Here is a 15114-nt window from a genome sequence, read left to right on the forward strand (position 1 = left end):
ATCGGATGACACGGTATCGCTATCCATAGCGGCCAATGCCTACCGGTCTTGAGAATACCGCCATGCCGGGGCGCCATACCGGTACTCCGTGTGGACGCTGATGCCGGTAAATCAGAGTTGGCAATGGCTATCGCCCCATCGCCAGGCCGATTCGGTATTGTTGGATACATAGCCAAACATAGCCAGGCAAGATACGCATGAACGTCTCGAGGTATCGTCGATGTTGCGCCGTGGCCATCCTGCCAGATGAGCAGCCGGTGTTCTCCCTGGACAACCTGCTGGCGGGGGGCACAGGGATCGAGTTCGAGAGCCGGCTGCTGGTACGTGCAGCTCATCTGGACGAGCCTGTCGTCTTGACTGCGGCCGCCTGCATGTTTCTCCTTCAGAGCAGTGCGGAACACTGGCGGGCGTTCCCCGAGGAGCCTGAGGCCCTTGCCTTGGTCTTGATGCTGCAGGATGCAGGATTGTTGATCACCGAGCAGGGTGAGCCGGTTGCGGCAAGGTGCGCCGACCAGCGCGTGCGTGACGGACATTGGTGGGCGCTTTCGGCGATCCATCACAGGCACTCCCGCTGGTTGGGGGTAGACAGCGCGGGTGAGATGGTAAAAAACCGCTTGGTCACCGCTCAGGATCTGGTCCAGCAATTGGGCAAGCCGCCTGCGGAGGCACCTGCTCGCATGGCCGGTGCGATACCGCTCCCGCGGATAGCACCCGATGCCGTTGCTGAACTACTTGCCGGGCGTACGACCTGCCGCAATTACGCGCTGGACCGATCTCTGCCCTTGGCCATGCTAGCCGGCATGCTGCAGAACGTGCTGATGGCGCAAGCCCAGGTGGAAACCGAGCCTGGTGTGCGGTTCCTGAAAAAGAACGTGCCGTCGGCGGGCAGCCTGCACCCTCTTGAGGCCTACGTTATCGCGCGCGACGTGGATGGGCTCTCGCCGGGTATCTATCACTATCACGCCATCGCACACGAGCTGGGGCGACAGGCCGCCCAACCGGACGACCTGGATGCGCTCTGCCTGCGGCTGCTTTCGGGCCAGCACTGGTTCGCCTCCGCACACGCCATGGTGGTGCTGGTCTGCCGGTTTGGACGCAACTTCTGGAAGTACCGCAACCATGCCAAGGCATACCGGGCCGTTACTCTGGATGTCGGGCATGTCTCGCAGGCGTTGTACACGGCCGCCACGGTCCAAGGGCTTGGTGCCTTTGTCACCGCCGCCATCAATGAGTCTGAGATCGAGGGCCTACTTGGTTTTGATCCGATGGTGGAAGGAGCTCTGGCCGTGTGCGGGTTCGGCTGGCGCGCCGATACCATGGTCACCGCCGAGCTGGATCCGGCGGGGCGTGTCTGGGCCTCGGCTGATCGGGCCTGACGGGGAGGATCGACTGCGCTGCCCGGCCTACGGGGAGCGCAGCCGATTGATGGCCCTTGCAGCGCCTATTGCAGCGCCTGGCCGCTGTTGCAGAACCGGGACTCGGGAGCGCGCAGCAGCTGCACCTGAAGGTCGGTGCCCGCATCCAGGAAGCAGTGGGGATGACTGAAAACGGAGACTTCCGTCAGATGGGTGATCAGCGCGTCGCGCGATGCGATCAGGTGCGCTACTGAGGCAAGTTCGGCAGGCATGCCGCAGTTGAAGGCAGAGCGGGACGCATCCTCACTGACCTGCAGCAGCGCAGTCGCGGGGTGATCCTGGAACGAGGCGCGAAAAGCGTCATCGAGTATGAGCAAATCGAGGAGCTTGATCGCATCGGAGAGCGAAAGAGGGCGTTTCTGGTGTGACATGAATGACGTAGTCCTGATAAGTGACTGTGGTTGGTCGTCGTGCGTATGCTTGAACCGCACCCACGCGGAGTGCGACATGTCCAGTAACTGAAAATGCGCTATCGAATGACGCGGTGTACCTGCCCAGCTTCAAACGTGAATACCACGGTCATCGCGGTGCCGTGACTGGACAGATAGTTCACCAAGGCGTCGCGAGCCAACTGCAGTTCCGCCTTGCTGGCGAGGTTGCTCACGCGCAGGCAGTCGGGCACGTATGCGTCTGCATGCCAGGCCAAGCCTATCTGTTGGCACGCCTGCCTTGGCTGTCGCACAAACTGGGCGCGGAAGACATCGTCCGTGCACAGACGGTCCAAGAGTGCGATGGCCACGTGGGGCGGCATCTTCGGCGGTGCCGCGGGCGTATCGGTCGGTGCGGGTCGGGTCAAGACGGGAAGTGGCATGGCTGGAATCTGATTTGGGAGTGGATCAGGCGGCCGCTGTGGCCGGCATCGTGGTGTATGCAGCGCTCGATTCGAAACAGTACGGATTGAGTACTACGCAGCATCCAAAATATGCGTGGGCTGCGGCGGGAGATGCACGCTGCCGGTCTCGAAGAAGAAGGGGACGAGGAAGGGGGCCGTCCTGGTCAGCTGCCGCTGCAAACGTTGCCGCGCGCAGCGGAACTCCCCCTTACTCGCCGGGCATGCGGGTGCTGCGAAGTTCGCATTGAGGCCCGGGTCCTGCAGCCCATGCTGCTCAAGTGCTGCGGTGGGATTGCACTGGAAGTCGGCCCGGAATGCATCGTCCGTGCAGAGCAGGTCGAGCAGGCGCGTGATGTTTGCCGCAGTCAGCGGCACCTTCAGCGGTGAAGCAGGCATGATCAACAGGTCCTTGTTGTTGGCGTATCGCGTGATCCTGACAGGGTAGAACGACCCGGCGCAGCAGATTTGCATGCACGGATTCGCCGATCCTCCGCGCAGGAGGGGAAGATCGACAGGTCGTGGCCGGGTACCTACGCGGCCTTGATACCGATAGCCTCGGCGCCCTCTGCATGGCGGATGCGACCGTGTTCCAGCATCGGGACGTTGTAGCCTGTTCCGCTGGTGAGCATCGCGAAGATCTCGGCCTGTGCTTTGGCAATGCTCTGCTTCTCCGCAAGCACCACATTCGCGCAGCATTGCGTGACAAATGCTCGAAGCTCTTCTGCGCTCTCCGGGATATGCCCTATCGACAAAATGGCCTTCTCGGTGTCATGGACGAAGGAGTGGCGGAATTGATCGTCGGTAGCCAGCAGGTGGACCAGTCGTTTTGCTGCGGACGGCTCAAGTTTCAACATCGGCATGGCAGGCACCTCGAGGTTGTGGTGGTGGTGTTCGCGCCGCTGGCTGGCCCCGGCTTGTGTGAGGCCCAGGGACGGAAGCTATCATGTCCGTGGCCATAGACAAGATGTCTTCGATGGAGGCTCAGATGTTGGTTAGGCGGTGTGCGGTGCTGCTGATGGAGCCGAGGGAGACATCCGAGTTCCGCTTTGAGCTGTTGTTGCAGGGGGGCGATGGAGTAGCACGTACCCGAGCGTGGTACGCGCTGGCGCCCCATCTGGACGAGCCCGTGTTGCTCGACGGCCCGGCGCAGGCCTGGCTGGGTACCCTCAGTGCGCAGACGTGGACGAACGTAGAGGAGGGCACCGCAGAAGCCGAGATGGCTTCCGGCCTGCTCGGCCACGGCCTGCTCATCGCGCAGGATGATGCTGACAGTGCCGCGGCACTGCGCGATGCCCGCCTGCGCGGCGTCCACTGGCATCCGCTGGCCGCCGTGATGCATGCGTTCTCCCGCTGGGACGGCGTGGATGCGGTGCGCAACATGCAGGAGTCTGAAACCGAGACGGCCGAACAGATGCGGCAGACCCTGGGAGAACCGCCCCGTGAAGCGCCAACACTGGCCGAGGCAGGCGCAAGGATGGCGCTGCCGGAAGTGGACGGCAACAACTTCGATGCGCTGCTCGCGCGCCGGGTTACCTGCCGCAACTTCGATCCGGATCGCCGGGTACCGCTGTCCCTTTTCGCACAGCTGCTGCAACGAACCTTTGGCAGCCGCACCCGCTTCAAGGTTGGCGAAGACCTGGTGTTCCTCAAGAAGAACGTGCCCTCCGGCGGTGGTCTGCACCCGATCGAAGCGTATTTGGTGGTCCAGAACGTGGAGGGTCTTGAGCCGGGGCTGTACCACTATCGCGGGGACAGCCATGAGCTTGAACGGCTGGTCACCGACACGACGATCGATCGCGATTTCGTCATGCAGATGGTCGGCCAGCAACACTGGTTCGCCGATGCCCATGTACTGGTGGTGCTGGCACCGCGTTTCGAGCGCACGTTCTGGAAGTACCGCCAACACGCCAAGAGCTACCGCGTGGTGGCGATGGAAGCGGGGCACCTCTCGCAGACTCTCTACCTGGCCGCGACCGACGCCGGCCTGGGCGCTTTCATCACCGGTGCGATCAACGAAAAGCATATCGAGCGCGCGCTGCAGCTCGATACCATTGCCGAAGGCGTGCTGGCCGTGTGCGGGTTCGGCTGGCGCGCCGCACAGATGACCACGACCGAACTGGATCCGGCCGGGGCCGTCTGGCAATTGGCCGACGCCTGAGCGGCGGCCTGTGCAGCTGGCTCAGGCCGCCGCGACCGTGGCCGTTTGCGGGCCGCCTTCGGCGAAGGTGAACACCACCGTGTGTGCGGCCCGCGAGGTCAGGTTCTCCAGCAGCCGGTCCTTGCCGGCAGCGAGCAGGGTCAGGAGCTGATGGGCACAGGCCAGCGGGAACGGCGGGTGCGCGGTCGGGGATTGATCCATTGCATGTACTCCAGTAATTAGGTTGCACGACGGGAAAAATCAGACAGCTGACGCCGCACTCTACGGCATGTTTGGCAGAGCGGCAGTAACGCTTACTCCGCCTCCAAATCCACCAGCACCGCACCATCCCGCACCTGGTCGCCGGCCTTGACCCGGTAGCCCTGCACCACGCCGTCGGCCGGGGCCTGATCGGATTCGACTTGATGGCGTCGGGACCCTGGCCGTAATGCTCTGGGGGCCAGATGGGCTCGATATCGAATTTGGGGTGTAAGGCGATTGTGGACCTCGCCGAAACCACCTCCGCCCAAGCCGAGTTATGTCAGGCCTGATGGAGGCGGAGACCACCGTGTATGCCTGCGTGTGAGCTGGTTGGCAACAGTTACCAATCGCTGGCGATGGCGGCATTTGATCGGGCCAGCCGCGTACTCAGCTCGCTATTGAATACATCCCGCGCTCTGGTATCGGGTGTCGGGTGTCGGTAGCCGATGCGCGTAGCTCAATTCAATTGGTGGGTGCGCAACGAAAATTGCGCATCCGGCAACTGCCTGATTCAGGCGGCCTGCGCGACCCAACTCGATTTCTTCAATGTATGGGAATGATCGAGATTGGCATCGAGGGCGGGCACAATCTGACCGAGACCAGCCGTAAGCATCGTATCAATCTCGCTGCGCGCAGCAAAGATTGCCTCCTTCGATGCAAGCTCTCCCACGAGGAAGCACACGCTCAAGGCCTTCCATTCTTCTGGATGACGTTCGGCATCAAAGCCGACTTGCAGCAGTGCATTACCTGGATTTCGAGCAAACAAGGCGCGGAATCCATCATCTGAGGACAGGCGGTCGATCAGGCGCCGCGCGACGCCGGCATCCAGGGAGGGCAACGACATGATTATCTCCAGTTACGCTACTGAAAGGCAGAGACCGACTGCCCGGCGGCAAGGCTAGGTTAGCATTGGCCCAACTCTCATACTACGGGCGCAAGCCAGTAGTTGGACTCTCGCTGCCCCGATGAAATATATGGGTGCGCGCCTTTAACTGTAAGGAACGCCGGAACACTCATGTCGATACGCCGCTGTGAAATCTTGCTGCTTGAGCCCCGCGAAGAGGTGGTGTTCCAATTGCAGGATCTACTTTCCGGTGGGAATGGTATGGTCCGTACCCTGCAATGGGTAGCTCTCGCTCCACATCTTGACGCTCCTGTAGTTGTCAGCGCCCACCAGCGCGAAATCCTTGGTACTTTAAGTCCAAGCCAGTGGGTGGAGCCGGGCGACTCTATCGCTACAGTAGAGGAAATAGCGGCCTTGATCGACTGCGGGCTTGTGCTTGAGAGCGTTGCAGTGGGGCCCGGGCGAGATCACCAGCTAAGGGAGCAGCGTCTCCGCGAGTCTTACTGGCATCCGTTGGGGGCCATCCTGCATGCTTTCACGCGCTGGGATAACGTTGATGCGGTGAAGAACACCGAGGATTCGGGTACGGTCACTGCGACCAGCATGCGTGAGGTCCTCGGTCCTCCGCCCTTGATGACGGTTCCGGCGGCAGAGGAGCACAGTTTTTCATTGCCGGACTCGGAGCAAAACGCCTTCGATTCGCTTTTGCTGAGGCGAGCTACATGTCGGAATTTCGATGATAGCCGCCCGCTGACGACCGACCTCTTCAGCAGAATGCTGAGACGTGTGTTCGCCGCGCAGGCCCAGGTGAAGGTGAGCGACGACCTAGTCTTCTTCAAGAAAAACAGTCCGTCTGGTGGTGGACTTCATCCGATGGAGGCTTACCTGATGATCCAGCAGGTCGAGGGCATCACGCCGGGGCTGTATCGCTATCTGGCTGACAGCCACCGCCTGCTTCCCCTGCCCACACCGGACCAAGGACTGCGCGACTTCATAATGGAGAGCGTCGGCCAGCAACACTGGTTTGCCAATGCCCATTGCCTGGTAGCCATGGTCCCTCGCTTCGATCGCACCTTCTGGAAGTACCGTCGTCATGCCAAGGGCTACCGAGTGGTAACCCTGGAAGCGGGCCATCTGTCGCAGACGCTGTACCTGTCGGCTACCGATCTGGGCTTGGGTGCGTTCGTCACCGGTGCAATCAATGAAAAACACCTGGAGCGAGGCTTTGGCCTTGACCCGATCCAGCAAGGGGCGCTGGCGGTCTGCGGCTTTGGTTGGCGGTCCACACGGATGCTGACCGCCGAATTGGATCCGCTTGAACAGGTGTGGGAGCGGGCCGACTAACAGCCCACTCCTGGCAATCGTTACTCCGCCTCGAAATCCACCAGCACCGCCCCATCCCCCACCTGGTCCCCCGCCTTCACCCGGTACCCCTGCACCATGCCATCGGCCGGTGCCTGCAGGGTGTGCTCCATCTTCATCGCTTCCAGTACCAGCAGCGGCGCGCCGCGCTTGACCTTCGTGCCCGGTGCCACCGAGGTGGCCACGATCCGGCCCGGCATCGGTGCGACCAGGCTGCCGGCATCGGCAACGCCCTGGTCCGCTTCGCTGACCGGGTCGTGCAGGGTGAAGCGCTGCGCCCCCCCGCTGCCGAACAGATACAGCGCATCGCCATCACGCACCACGCGGGCGCGGTGCAGCGCATCGCCGCTCTGCACGCGCAGGGCGTCACCGTCGAGGCCGCCGTGGGCGACCACGCGGGCATCGCCGATGGTTACCGACCATGCGCCGTCCTGGTGCTGTACGGTCACCAGCTGCTGGCTGCCGCGGTGCTCCAGCATCAACGTGCGCGGTGCACGCGCACCCAGCCGCCAGCCGTCCTGCTGCTGCCACGGCGAATGCGGGTCGCGCGCGTCGATGCGGGCCGCATCCTGGCTGCCGATGGCGGCAATGGCGGCCATTGCCCACAGGGCCGGATCGCCGTCGTCAGCATGTGGGGCCAGCGCGACCTGCTCGCGCTCGATCAACGCGGTGTCCAGGTTGGCGGTGGCGAAAGAATCGGTCATCACCAGCCGGCGCAGGAACGCGGCATTGGTGGTCACGCCGACCACTTCGCACTCGGCCAGCGCCTGCTGCATGCGGCGCAGCGCGGCATCGCGGTCCACGTCCCAGACGATCAGCTTGGCGATCATCGGGTCGTAGAACGGGGTGATTGCATCGCCCTGCTCGACACCGGCGTCCACGCGGACATGCGCGCTGCCCGACGGCAGCCGCAGGTGGTGCAGGGTGCCGGTGGACGGCAGAAAGCCGCGGTCGGCGTCTTCGGCGTACAGGCGCGCTTCCAGCGCGTGACCACGGATCTGCAACTGGTCCTGCTGCAGCGGCAGCGGTTCACCGCCGGCCACGCGCAGTTGCCATTCCACCAGGTCGGTGCCGGTGATGCACTCGGTGACCGGGTGCTCCACCTGCAGACGGGTGTTCATTTCCATGAAGAAGAAATCGCCGTTCGGCGCGGCGATGAATTCCACCGTGCCGGCACCAACATAGTTCACCGCGCGTGCTGCATCGACGGCGGCCTTGCCCATCGCCGCGCGACGCTCGGGCGTCATGCCCGGGGCGGGGGCTTCTTCCAGCACCTTCTGGTGTCGGCGCTGCACCGAGCAGTCGCGCTCGAACAGGTAGACCACGTTGCCATGGCGGTCGCCGAACACCTGGATCTCGATATGGCGCGGGCGCTCGACGTACTTCTCCACCAGCACATGTGCATTGCCGAACGCCGACTGCGCCTCGCGCTGGCAGCTGGCCAGCGCCTCGATGAAGTCGGCACTGGCGTCGACGCGGCGCATGCCCTTGCCGCCGCCGCCGGCACTGGCCTTGATCAGGACCGGGTAGCCGATCGCATCGGCCTGGGCACGCAGGAAGTCCGGGGCCTGGTCGTCGCCGTGGTAGCCGGGCGTGAGTGGCACGCCGGCCTGCTGCATCAACGCCTTGGCCGCGCTCTTGTCGCCCATCGCGCGGATCGCATCGGCCGAGGGGCCGATGAACACGATGCCCGCCTCGGCACAGGCCTGGGCGAAGCCGGCGTTCTCGGACAGGAAGCCGTAGCCGGGGTGGATCGCCTGCGCGCCGGTGCGGCGCGCGGCCTCCAGGATGGCGTCGCCGCGCAGGTAGCTCTCGCGTGCTGGCGCCGGGCCGATCGCGATGGCCTCGTCGGCCAGGCGCACGTGGCGCGCGTTGCGGTCGGCGTCGGAGTACACCGCCACGGTGGCGATGCCCAGGCGCTGGCAGGTAGCGATGACACGGCAGGCGATTTCGCCGCGGTTGGCGATCAGGATCTTGGTGAACATGGAGGTCTCGTTGCGCGGGCCAATGGCGGAGCAGGGGGCGGCATCTGTCGGTGCCGCGCGTGCCTTACATGCGGAACACACCGAACGCGGTCTTCTTCGCCGGCGCGTTGAGGCTGGCCGACAAGGCCAGGCCCAGCACGCGGCGCGTATCGGCCGGATCGATCACGCCGTCGTCCCACAACCGCGCGCTGGCGTAATAGGGATGGCCCTGCTGCTCGAACTGGTCGCGGATCGGCGATTTGAAGCCGTCCTCTTCCTCGGCCGACCACTGCCCGCCCTTGGCCTCGATGCCATCGCGCTTGACCGTGGCCAGCACGCTGGCGGCCTGCTCGCCGCCCATCACGCCGATGCGCGCGTTTGGCCACATCCACAGGAAGTTGGGCGAATAGGCGCGTCCGCACATGCCGTAATTGCCAGCGCCGAACGAGCCGCCGATCACCACGGTGAACTTGGGCACCTTGGCGCAGGCCACGGCCATCACCAGCTTGGCGCCGTCCTTGGCGATGCCGCCGTGTTCGTATTTGCGCCCGACCATGAAGCCGGTGATGTTCTGCAGGAACACCAGGGGGATGCCGCGCTGGGTGCACAGTTCGATGAAGTGCGCGCCCTTCAGCGCGGACTCGGAGAACAGGATGCCGTTGTTGGCGATGATGCCCACCGGGTAGCCGTGCAGGTGCGCGAAACCGGTGACCAGGGTGGCACCGTAGCGCGGCTTGAACTCGTCGAAACGCGAATCGTCGACGATGCGCATGATCACTTCGCGCACGTCATACGGCTTGCGGGTATCGGCGGGAATCACGCCATACAGGTCAGTGGCCGGGTAGCGCGGTTCGACCGGCGGCTGGACGGCCAGGGCCGGCTCGGGCTTGCGCCAGTTGAGCTGGCCGATGATCGCGCGGACCCGGGCCAGCGCCTGCAGGTCGTTGTCGGCCATGTGGTCGGCAACGCCGGAGATGCGCGTATGCACGTCGGCGCCGCCGAGTTCTTCGGCAGTGACCACTTCGCCGGTCGCCGCCTTCACCAGCGGCGGGCCGCCGAGGAAGATGGTGCCCTGTTCGCGCACGATGACCGTTTCATCGCTCATCGCCGGCACGTAGGCGCCACCGGCGGTGCAGCTGCCCATCACGCAGGCGATCTGCGGAATGCCCTGCGCCGACAGGTTGGCCTGGTTGTAGAAGATCCGGCCGAAATGATCGCGGTCCGGGAACACCTCATCCTGCAGCGGCAGGAACGCACCGCCCGAGTCCACCAGGTAGATGCACGGCAGGCGGTTCTGCTCGGCCACTTCCTGCGCGCGCAGATGCTTCTTGACCGTCATCGGGTAGTAGGTGCCGCCCTTCACCGTGGCATCGTTGGCCACGATCACGCACTCCACGCCCGACACCCGGCCGATGCCGGCAACCACGCCGGCACTGGGGATCGGATCGCCGTACATGCCGTGCGCGGCCAGCGGTGCGATTTCCAGGAAGGCGCTGCCCGGATCGAGCAGGGCATCGATACGATCGCGCACCAGCAGCTTGCCGCGTGCGGTGTGCTTGGCGCGAGCGGCGTCGCTGCCGCCCAGCGCGGTGCGCGCCAGGGTGCTGCGCAGGTCATCGACCACCGCCTGCAACGCAGCGCGGTTGGCCTCGAAGGTGTCGCTGCCCGGTTGCAGCTGGGTGCTCAAGACGGTCATGGCGTGCCCTTACCTGGTGCGCTGGAACAGTTCGCGGCCGATCAGCATGCGGCGGATTTCCGAGGTGCCCGCGCCGATTTCATACAGCTTGGCATCGCGCCACAGGCGCCCGGTCGGGTAGTCGTTGATGTAGCCGTTGCCGCCCAGCACCTGGATCGCCTGGCCGGTCAGCCAGGTGGCCTTCTCGGCCGAATACAGAATCGCACCGGCGGCGTCCTGGCGGGTGGTGTGGCCCTGGTCGCAGGCGCGCGCCACCGCATACACATAGGCACGGCAGGCGTTGAGGCCCACGTACATGTCGGCCAGCTTGGCCTGCATCAACTGGAAGGTGCCGATGGCCTGGCCGAACTGCTTGCGCTCGTGCACGTAGGGCATCACCACATCCATGGCCGCGGCCATCAGCCCCAGCGGGCCACCGGACAGCACCACGCGCTCGAAATCCAAGCCGGACATCAGCACGTTGACGCCACCGCCGACCGCGCCCAGCACGTTCTCTTCCGGCACTTCGCAGTCCTCGAACACCAGCTCGCAGGTGTTGGAGCCGCGCATGCCCAGCTTGTCCAGCTTCTGCGCGGTGGAGAAGCCCTTCATGCCCTTCTCGACCAGGAACGCGGTGATGCCCTTGGCACCGGCCTCCAGGTCGGTTTTGGCGTAGACGACCAGCACGTCCGCGTCGGGACCGTTGGTGATCCACATCTTGTTGCCGTTGAGCACGTAGTGATCGCCACGCTTGTCGGCGCGCAGCTTCATCGACACCACGTCCGAACCTGCGCCCGGTTCGCTCATCGCCAGCGCACCGACCTTCTCGCCGCTGCACAGGCCGGGCAGGAAGCGCTGCTTCTGGTCTTCGGTACCGTTCTTGCGCAGCTGGTTCACGCACAGGTTGGAGTGCGCGCCGTAGGACAGGCCGATGCCGCCGGAGGCGCGCGAGATTTCCTCCATCGCCACCACGTGGGCCAGGTAGCCCATGCCACTGCCGCCGTATTCTTCTTCCACGGTCAGCCCGAGCAGGCCCTGCTCGCCGAGCTTGCGCCACAGCGCATTCGGGAACAGGTTCTCTTCATCGGCCTGGGCGGCCAGCGGTGCGATTTCCGCCGAGGCAAAATGGGCCACGCTCTGGCGCAGCAGGTCGATCTCTTCGCCGAGATCGAAATTCATGGTCGGGACGTGCATGGGGCGACTCCGCAACAGCTGGATGGGACGCGCCGGTTGGGGTGGACGGCAATGACCGTCCCGCGGGCGATTTGGCCCAGCGTAGCGGGGTTTGCGGAAGAAGTGAACACAAATTCAAAAATTGAACATAGAATCAACAAATGGCCTACAAACGCTCCGCACTGATGGAAGAACGCCTCGCCGGGGCCCGCGAACGGATCCTGCTGGCGACCCGTGCGCTGGTGGCCGCCGGCGGCTACCGCAACGCCCCGGTCACCGCCGTTGCGGCCGAGGCGGGGGTCTCCACCGGGTTGATCTACCGCCATTTCCCGTCCAAGGCCGAACTGTTCGTCGAGGTGCTCACTGCGGCGGTCGAGCACGAACTGCGCATCTTTGAAGCCATCGCCGCCGAGCCGCTGCCCGCCCCCGAGCGCCTGCGCCGGGCGATCACCGCCTTCGTGCGCCGTGCACTGGCCGGCCCCGGCCTGGCCTATGCCTTCATCGCCGAGCCGGTCGACCCGGAGGTGGAAGCCGAGCGCATCCGCTGCCGCCGGTTGTTCGGCGAGGTGTTCCGGCGCATCGTCGCCGACGGCATCGAGGACGGCACCTTTCCGCCGCAGGACACCCACGTCGCTGCGGCCTGCATCGTCGGTGCCTTCACCGAAGCGCTGGTCGGCCCGACCGCGCCCAGCCGCGACGCGCACGGCGACGAACACGCGCTGGTGGAGTCGATCTGCGTTTTCTGCCTGCGGGCCGCGGGCGGCTGAGCCACGCCCATGCTGCATTGCGATAGAAAGCGGCGGCTTGCAGAGCCCCGCTGACGCTGGTCATACTCGGCCGACAAGCCGTGGTCCAACGACTACCAGCCAGGGGTATAGAGAGTGCGGAATTACGACCTCGAGTTCCTGAAACGCTTTTCCATGGTCATCGCGCTGTTGATGGCCATCACGCTCGGCCTGATTCTGTTCGCTGCCTACCTGCACACCAGCATTCCCCCGGAAGTCTCTCCATTGGCCGCCAAGCGCACTGAACAGCGCATTGCCCCGGCCGGTGCGGTCTATGCCGGCAGTACCGGCGCCGCCGCGCAGGCCTCGGCCAAGGCCGCCGCCCTGGCCAAGGCCGCCTCGCAGGTGGCCTACGGCGGCACCACCGACGGCAAGGTCATCTTCGACAACCTGTGCACCGCCTGCCACACCAATGGCGTGGGCAAGGCTCCGACCCTGGACCACAGCCACTGGGATGCGCGCATCGCCCAGGGCAAGGACACCCTCTACAAGCATGCCGTGGAGGGCTACACCGGCCCGGATGGCGGCATCATGCCGCCCAAGGGTGGCAACCCGGCGCTGACCGAAGCGCAGATCCACGCCACCGTCGACTGGATGCTCGGCAACCTGAAGTAGATCCACGCCATGCGTGGATGCCGCAGGACGCCCGGCAATCGAACGTAGATCCACGCCATGCGTGGATGCTGTCCGTTCCAGCACGCATGACCCGCATTGCCGCGTTGCACGCGGCATCCACGCATGCCGTGGATCACCTGCCTGCCGACCCCCGCCCTTGCATTACCATCTGCAGCGGTCGCTGGCCGTGCCATCGCCGGTCATCTTTCGCCTGCAGGCTTGCCGCATTCTCCCGGAGTCGTCCCACCCATGCGTCGTACCCCTCTCGTGTTCGCCCTCGCGCTGGCGCTGTCCAGCGCTGTCCATGCCCAGGCGCCCGTGCCGGCCCAGCCGCACCCCGCCGCCCCGGCCGCCCCGGCCGCCGCCCACGGCAAGGCCAGCGTGACCCTCACCGCCGCGCCTACCGACTGGCGCGCGCTGGACGGGCAGAAGGTCCGCATCGCCGCGCCACTGACCCTGGCCGGCACCGATGGGCTGGTGCGCTTCGGCGAACTTACCGTCGCCTTCGATGGCCGCCTCTGGCAGCCCAGCGAAGTGGCCGCCCCGCGCAGCGCGGGCCATTCACAGATCGCCGCCGACAACGCGCATCGCCGCCTGCTGCTCGATGACGGCAGCGACGCGCGCGATCCTGGCCCGGTGGCCTATCTGCCGGCCGGCGCCAACCTGCGCACCGGCATGGTCCTGCGCAACGTCGAAGGCATCGTGCGGGTGGATGCCAAGGGCGTCCCGCGCCTGCAGGTGACCCGCCCGCTGGTGCTGCCCAAGCTGGATCGCCCGGCCGTACCGGTCGTGGCCGGCAGCCTGCACGTGGCCGCCTTCAACCTGGAAAACTTCTTCAACGGCGACGGCCAGGGCGGCGGCTTCCCGACCCTGCGCGGCGCCCGCACCCTGGCCGAACACCAGGCGCAGAAAGCCAAGCTGGTGACCACCATCAATGCCCTCGGTGCCGATGTCGCCGCGCTGATGGAACTGGAGAACGACGGCTACGGCCCGCAGTCGGCGATCGCCCAGCTGGTCGATGCACTCAACGCCGACCGGGGCGCCGGCGCCGATTGGCGCTTCATCGATGCCGGCAAGGGCCCGGGCGAAAATCCGATCCGGGTCGGCATCATCTACCGCGCCTCGCGGGTCACCCCGGTCGGCGCACCGGCCACCCTCGAGCAGGGCCCGTTCGGCCCGCACAGCCGCGTCCCCATGGCCCAGGCCTTCCGCGCCGGCAAGGGAGCTCCGTTCGTGGTCGTGGCCAACCACTTCAAGTCCAAGGGATGCTCGGAGGCCACCGGCGCCGACGCCGACCAGAAGGACGACCAGGCCTGCTGGAACGCCACCCGCGTCGAATCGGCCCGGCTGCTGGACCAGTGGCTGCGCACCGATCCCACCGGCATCGGCAGCAACGACGCGGTTCTGCTGGGCGACTTCAACGCCTACGCGATGGAAGATCCCATCCGCACCCTGCATGAGGCCGGCTGGCGCGACGCCTTCGCCGTGGCCAAGGTCGACCGCCCCTACAGCTACGTCTACAACGGCATGAGCGGCCGCCTCGATCACGCCCTGCTCAGCCCGGGCATGGCCGCCCGCCTGCGCGGCGCCGCCGAATGGCACACCAACGCCGACGAAGCCGATGACGTGGGCTACCGCGATCGCAATGAGAAAGGCCCCTGGCGCAGCTCCGACCACGACCCGCTGCTGTTGGGCTTCGACCGCTGATCAGGCCGGCCGGCTGGCAGTGCGGCGTTGAATGGCCTGTGATGTACGGCATGCCGGGGCGCGCGACCACACCGTAGAGCCACGCCATGCGTGGCTGCTCTGCCCCCGCCGCCATCGCACGTCTGCAAAAGCAGGATCAGGCCGGTCAGTACAGGACCATGTGTTGCCAGGGACGGCAACACCGATCCGCCAAGGGTGCAGGTCTGTGTCTGCGAGGCACTGCCTCGCGCACGACTGAACCCACATCCGCCCTGCGGAGGGGCCGGGCCGCGAAGCGCGCTGCAGGACGTGACCCGCACTGGCCGGCCTGATCCCGCCTGGGTGGCGAACAGGCGCTGAATCCC

Annotated in this window: 14 protein-coding genes; 6 read left to right on the plus strand and 8 right to left on the minus strand. The window is 65.5% G+C overall.

What is annotated here, in order from left to right; translation table 11 throughout:
- The first annotated feature begins 197 nt into the window (after positions 1-197).
- Entirely contained in the window at positions 198-1376 is a 1179-nt protein-coding gene (locus RTO53_RS15540) for a putative peptide maturation dehydrogenase (RefSeq protein ID WP_312238647.1), read from the plus strand.
- A gap of 65 nt (positions 1377-1441) precedes the next feature.
- Here RTO53_RS15540 and RTO53_RS15545 read toward each other — a convergent pair whose 3' ends face one another.
- The 3 genes from RTO53_RS15545 to RTO53_RS15555 form a co-directional block, all read right to left on the minus strand.
- Positions 1442-1786 (minus strand): NHLP-related RiPP peptide, encoded by a 345-nt coding sequence (locus tag RTO53_RS15545; RefSeq protein ID WP_312238648.1) that lies wholly within the window; start codon positions 1784-1786, stop codon positions 1442-1444.
- A gap of 533 nt (positions 1787-2319) precedes the next feature.
- Positions 2320-2718, minus strand: coding sequence for an NHLP-related RiPP peptide (locus RTO53_RS15550; protein WP_312238649.1), 399 nt, complete (start codon positions 2716-2718; stop codon positions 2320-2322).
- Positions 2719-2777: 59 nt separating this feature from the next.
- Positions 2778-3107 carry an NHLP-related RiPP peptide gene (locus RTO53_RS15555; RefSeq protein WP_312238650.1) on the minus strand — a complete coding sequence of 110 codons (330 nt, stop codon included), beginning with the start codon at positions 3105-3107 and terminating at the stop codon, positions 2778-2780.
- Positions 3108-3232: 125 nt separating this feature from the next.
- Here RTO53_RS15555 and RTO53_RS15560 point away from each other — a divergent pair, with 125 nt between their 5' ends.
- The gene (locus RTO53_RS15560) at positions 3233-4405 is read left to right on the plus strand and encodes a putative peptide maturation dehydrogenase (RefSeq protein WP_312238659.1); all 1173 of its coding nucleotides are present in this window, start codon (positions 3233-3235) and stop codon (positions 4403-4405) included.
- 21 nt (positions 4406-4426) lie between these two features.
- Here RTO53_RS15560 and RTO53_RS15565 read toward each other — a convergent pair whose 3' ends face one another.
- Positions 4427-4606, minus strand: coding sequence for a hypothetical protein (locus tag RTO53_RS15565; protein ID WP_312238651.1), 180 nt, complete (start codon positions 4604-4606; stop codon positions 4427-4429).
- A 550-nt stretch (positions 4607-5156) separates the two neighbouring features.
- The gene (locus RTO53_RS15570; RefSeq protein WP_312238652.1) at positions 5157-5489 is read right to left on the minus strand and encodes an NHLP-related RiPP peptide; all 333 of its coding nucleotides are present in this window, start codon (positions 5487-5489) and stop codon (positions 5157-5159) included.
- Positions 5490-5660: 171 nt separating this feature from the next.
- Between RTO53_RS15570 and RTO53_RS15575 the strand changes: the two genes are divergently transcribed.
- Positions 5661-6833 (plus strand): putative peptide maturation dehydrogenase, encoded by a 1173-nt coding sequence (locus tag RTO53_RS15575; RefSeq protein ID WP_312238653.1) that lies wholly within the window; start codon positions 5661-5663, stop codon positions 6831-6833.
- Between the two features lie 20 nt (positions 6834-6853).
- On the opposite strand, the gene RTO53_RS15580 is transcribed toward RTO53_RS15575, so the two are convergent.
- From RTO53_RS15580 to RTO53_RS15590, 3 genes are all read right to left on the minus strand, one after another.
- Positions 6854-8836, minus strand: coding sequence for an acetyl/propionyl/methylcrotonyl-CoA carboxylase subunit alpha (locus tag RTO53_RS15580; protein ID WP_312238654.1), 1983 nt, complete (start codon positions 8834-8836; stop codon positions 6854-6856).
- 64 nt (positions 8837-8900) lie between these two features.
- Complete coding sequence (locus RTO53_RS15585; RefSeq protein ID WP_312238655.1) at positions 8901-10511, minus strand: carboxyl transferase domain-containing protein; 1611 nt, start codon at positions 10509-10511, stop codon at positions 8901-8903.
- Positions 10512-10520: 9 nt separating this feature from the next.
- Complete coding sequence (locus tag RTO53_RS15590) at positions 10521-11684, minus strand: isovaleryl-CoA dehydrogenase (RefSeq protein WP_312238656.1); 1164 nt, start codon at positions 11682-11684, stop codon at positions 10521-10523.
- Between the two features lie 140 nt (positions 11685-11824).
- Here RTO53_RS15590 and RTO53_RS15595 point away from each other — a divergent pair, with 140 nt between their 5' ends.
- The 3 genes from RTO53_RS15595 to RTO53_RS15605 all read left to right on the plus strand — a co-directional run bounded on the left by RTO53_RS15595 (position 11825) and on the right by RTO53_RS15605 (position 14770).
- Positions 11825-12430, plus strand: coding sequence for a TetR/AcrR family transcriptional regulator (locus tag RTO53_RS15595; protein ID WP_256775249.1), 606 nt, complete (start codon positions 11825-11827; stop codon positions 12428-12430).
- Positions 12431-12544: 114 nt separating this feature from the next.
- Entirely contained in the window at positions 12545-13063 is a 519-nt protein-coding gene (locus RTO53_RS15600) for a c-type cytochrome (RefSeq protein ID WP_312238657.1), read from the plus strand.
- Between the two features lie 249 nt (positions 13064-13312).
- On the plus strand, positions 13313-14770 hold the full coding sequence (locus RTO53_RS15605; RefSeq protein WP_312238658.1) for an ExeM/NucH family extracellular endonuclease: 1458 nt from the start codon (positions 13313-13315) through the stop codon (positions 14768-14770).
- The last annotated feature ends 344 nt before the right edge of the window (positions 14771-15114 follow it).

Origin of the sequence: Stenotrophomonas sp. (assembly GCF_031995405.1) — a bacterium.
Classification (GTDB): domain Bacteria; phylum Pseudomonadota; class Gammaproteobacteria; order Xanthomonadales; family Xanthomonadaceae; genus Stenotrophomonas.

Coding starts and splice junctions, on each gene's coding strand:
- RTO53_RS15550 (WP_312238649.1), bottom strand. CDS start 2,718: ATGCAAATCTGCTGCGCCGGGTCGTTCTACCCTGTCAGGATCACGCGA.
- RTO53_RS15560 (WP_312238659.1), top strand. CDS start 3,233: ATGTTGGTTAGGCGGTGTGCGGTGCTGCTGATGGAGCCGAGGGAGACA.
- RTO53_RS15605 (WP_312238658.1), top strand. CDS start 13,313: ATGCGTCGTACCCCTCTCGTGTTCGCCCTCGCGCTGGCGCTGTCCAGC.
- RTO53_RS15570 (WP_312238652.1), bottom strand. CDS start 5,489: ATGTCGTTGCCCTCCCTGGATGCCGGCGTCGCGCGGCGCCTGATCGAC.
- RTO53_RS15590 (WP_312238656.1), bottom strand. CDS start 11,684: ATGCACGTCCCGACCATGAATTTCGATCTCGGCGAAGAGATCGACCTG.
- RTO53_RS15585 (WP_312238655.1), bottom strand. CDS start 10,511: ATGACCGTCTTGAGCACCCAGCTGCAACCGGGCAGCGACACCTTCGAG.
- RTO53_RS15575 (WP_312238653.1), top strand. CDS start 5,661: ATGTCGATACGCCGCTGTGAAATCTTGCTGCTTGAGCCCCGCGAAGAG.
- RTO53_RS15555 (WP_312238650.1), bottom strand. CDS start 3,107: ATGCCGATGTTGAAACTTGAGCCGTCCGCAGCAAAACGACTGGTCCAC.
- RTO53_RS15595 (WP_256775249.1), top strand. CDS start 11,825: ATGGCCTACAAACGCTCCGCACTGATGGAAGAACGCCTCGCCGGGGCC.
- RTO53_RS15580 (WP_312238654.1), bottom strand. CDS start 8,836: ATGTTCACCAAGATCCTGATCGCCAACCGCGGCGAAATCGCCTGCCGT.
- RTO53_RS15540 (WP_312238647.1), top strand. CDS start 198: ATGAACGTCTCGAGGTATCGTCGATGTTGCGCCGTGGCCATCCTGCCA.
- RTO53_RS15565 (WP_312238651.1), bottom strand. CDS start 4,606: ATGGATCAATCCCCGACCGCGCACCCGCCGTTCCCGCTGGCCTGTGCC.
- RTO53_RS15545 (WP_312238648.1), bottom strand. CDS start 1,786: ATGTCACACCAGAAACGCCCTCTTTCGCTCTCCGATGCGATCAAGCTC.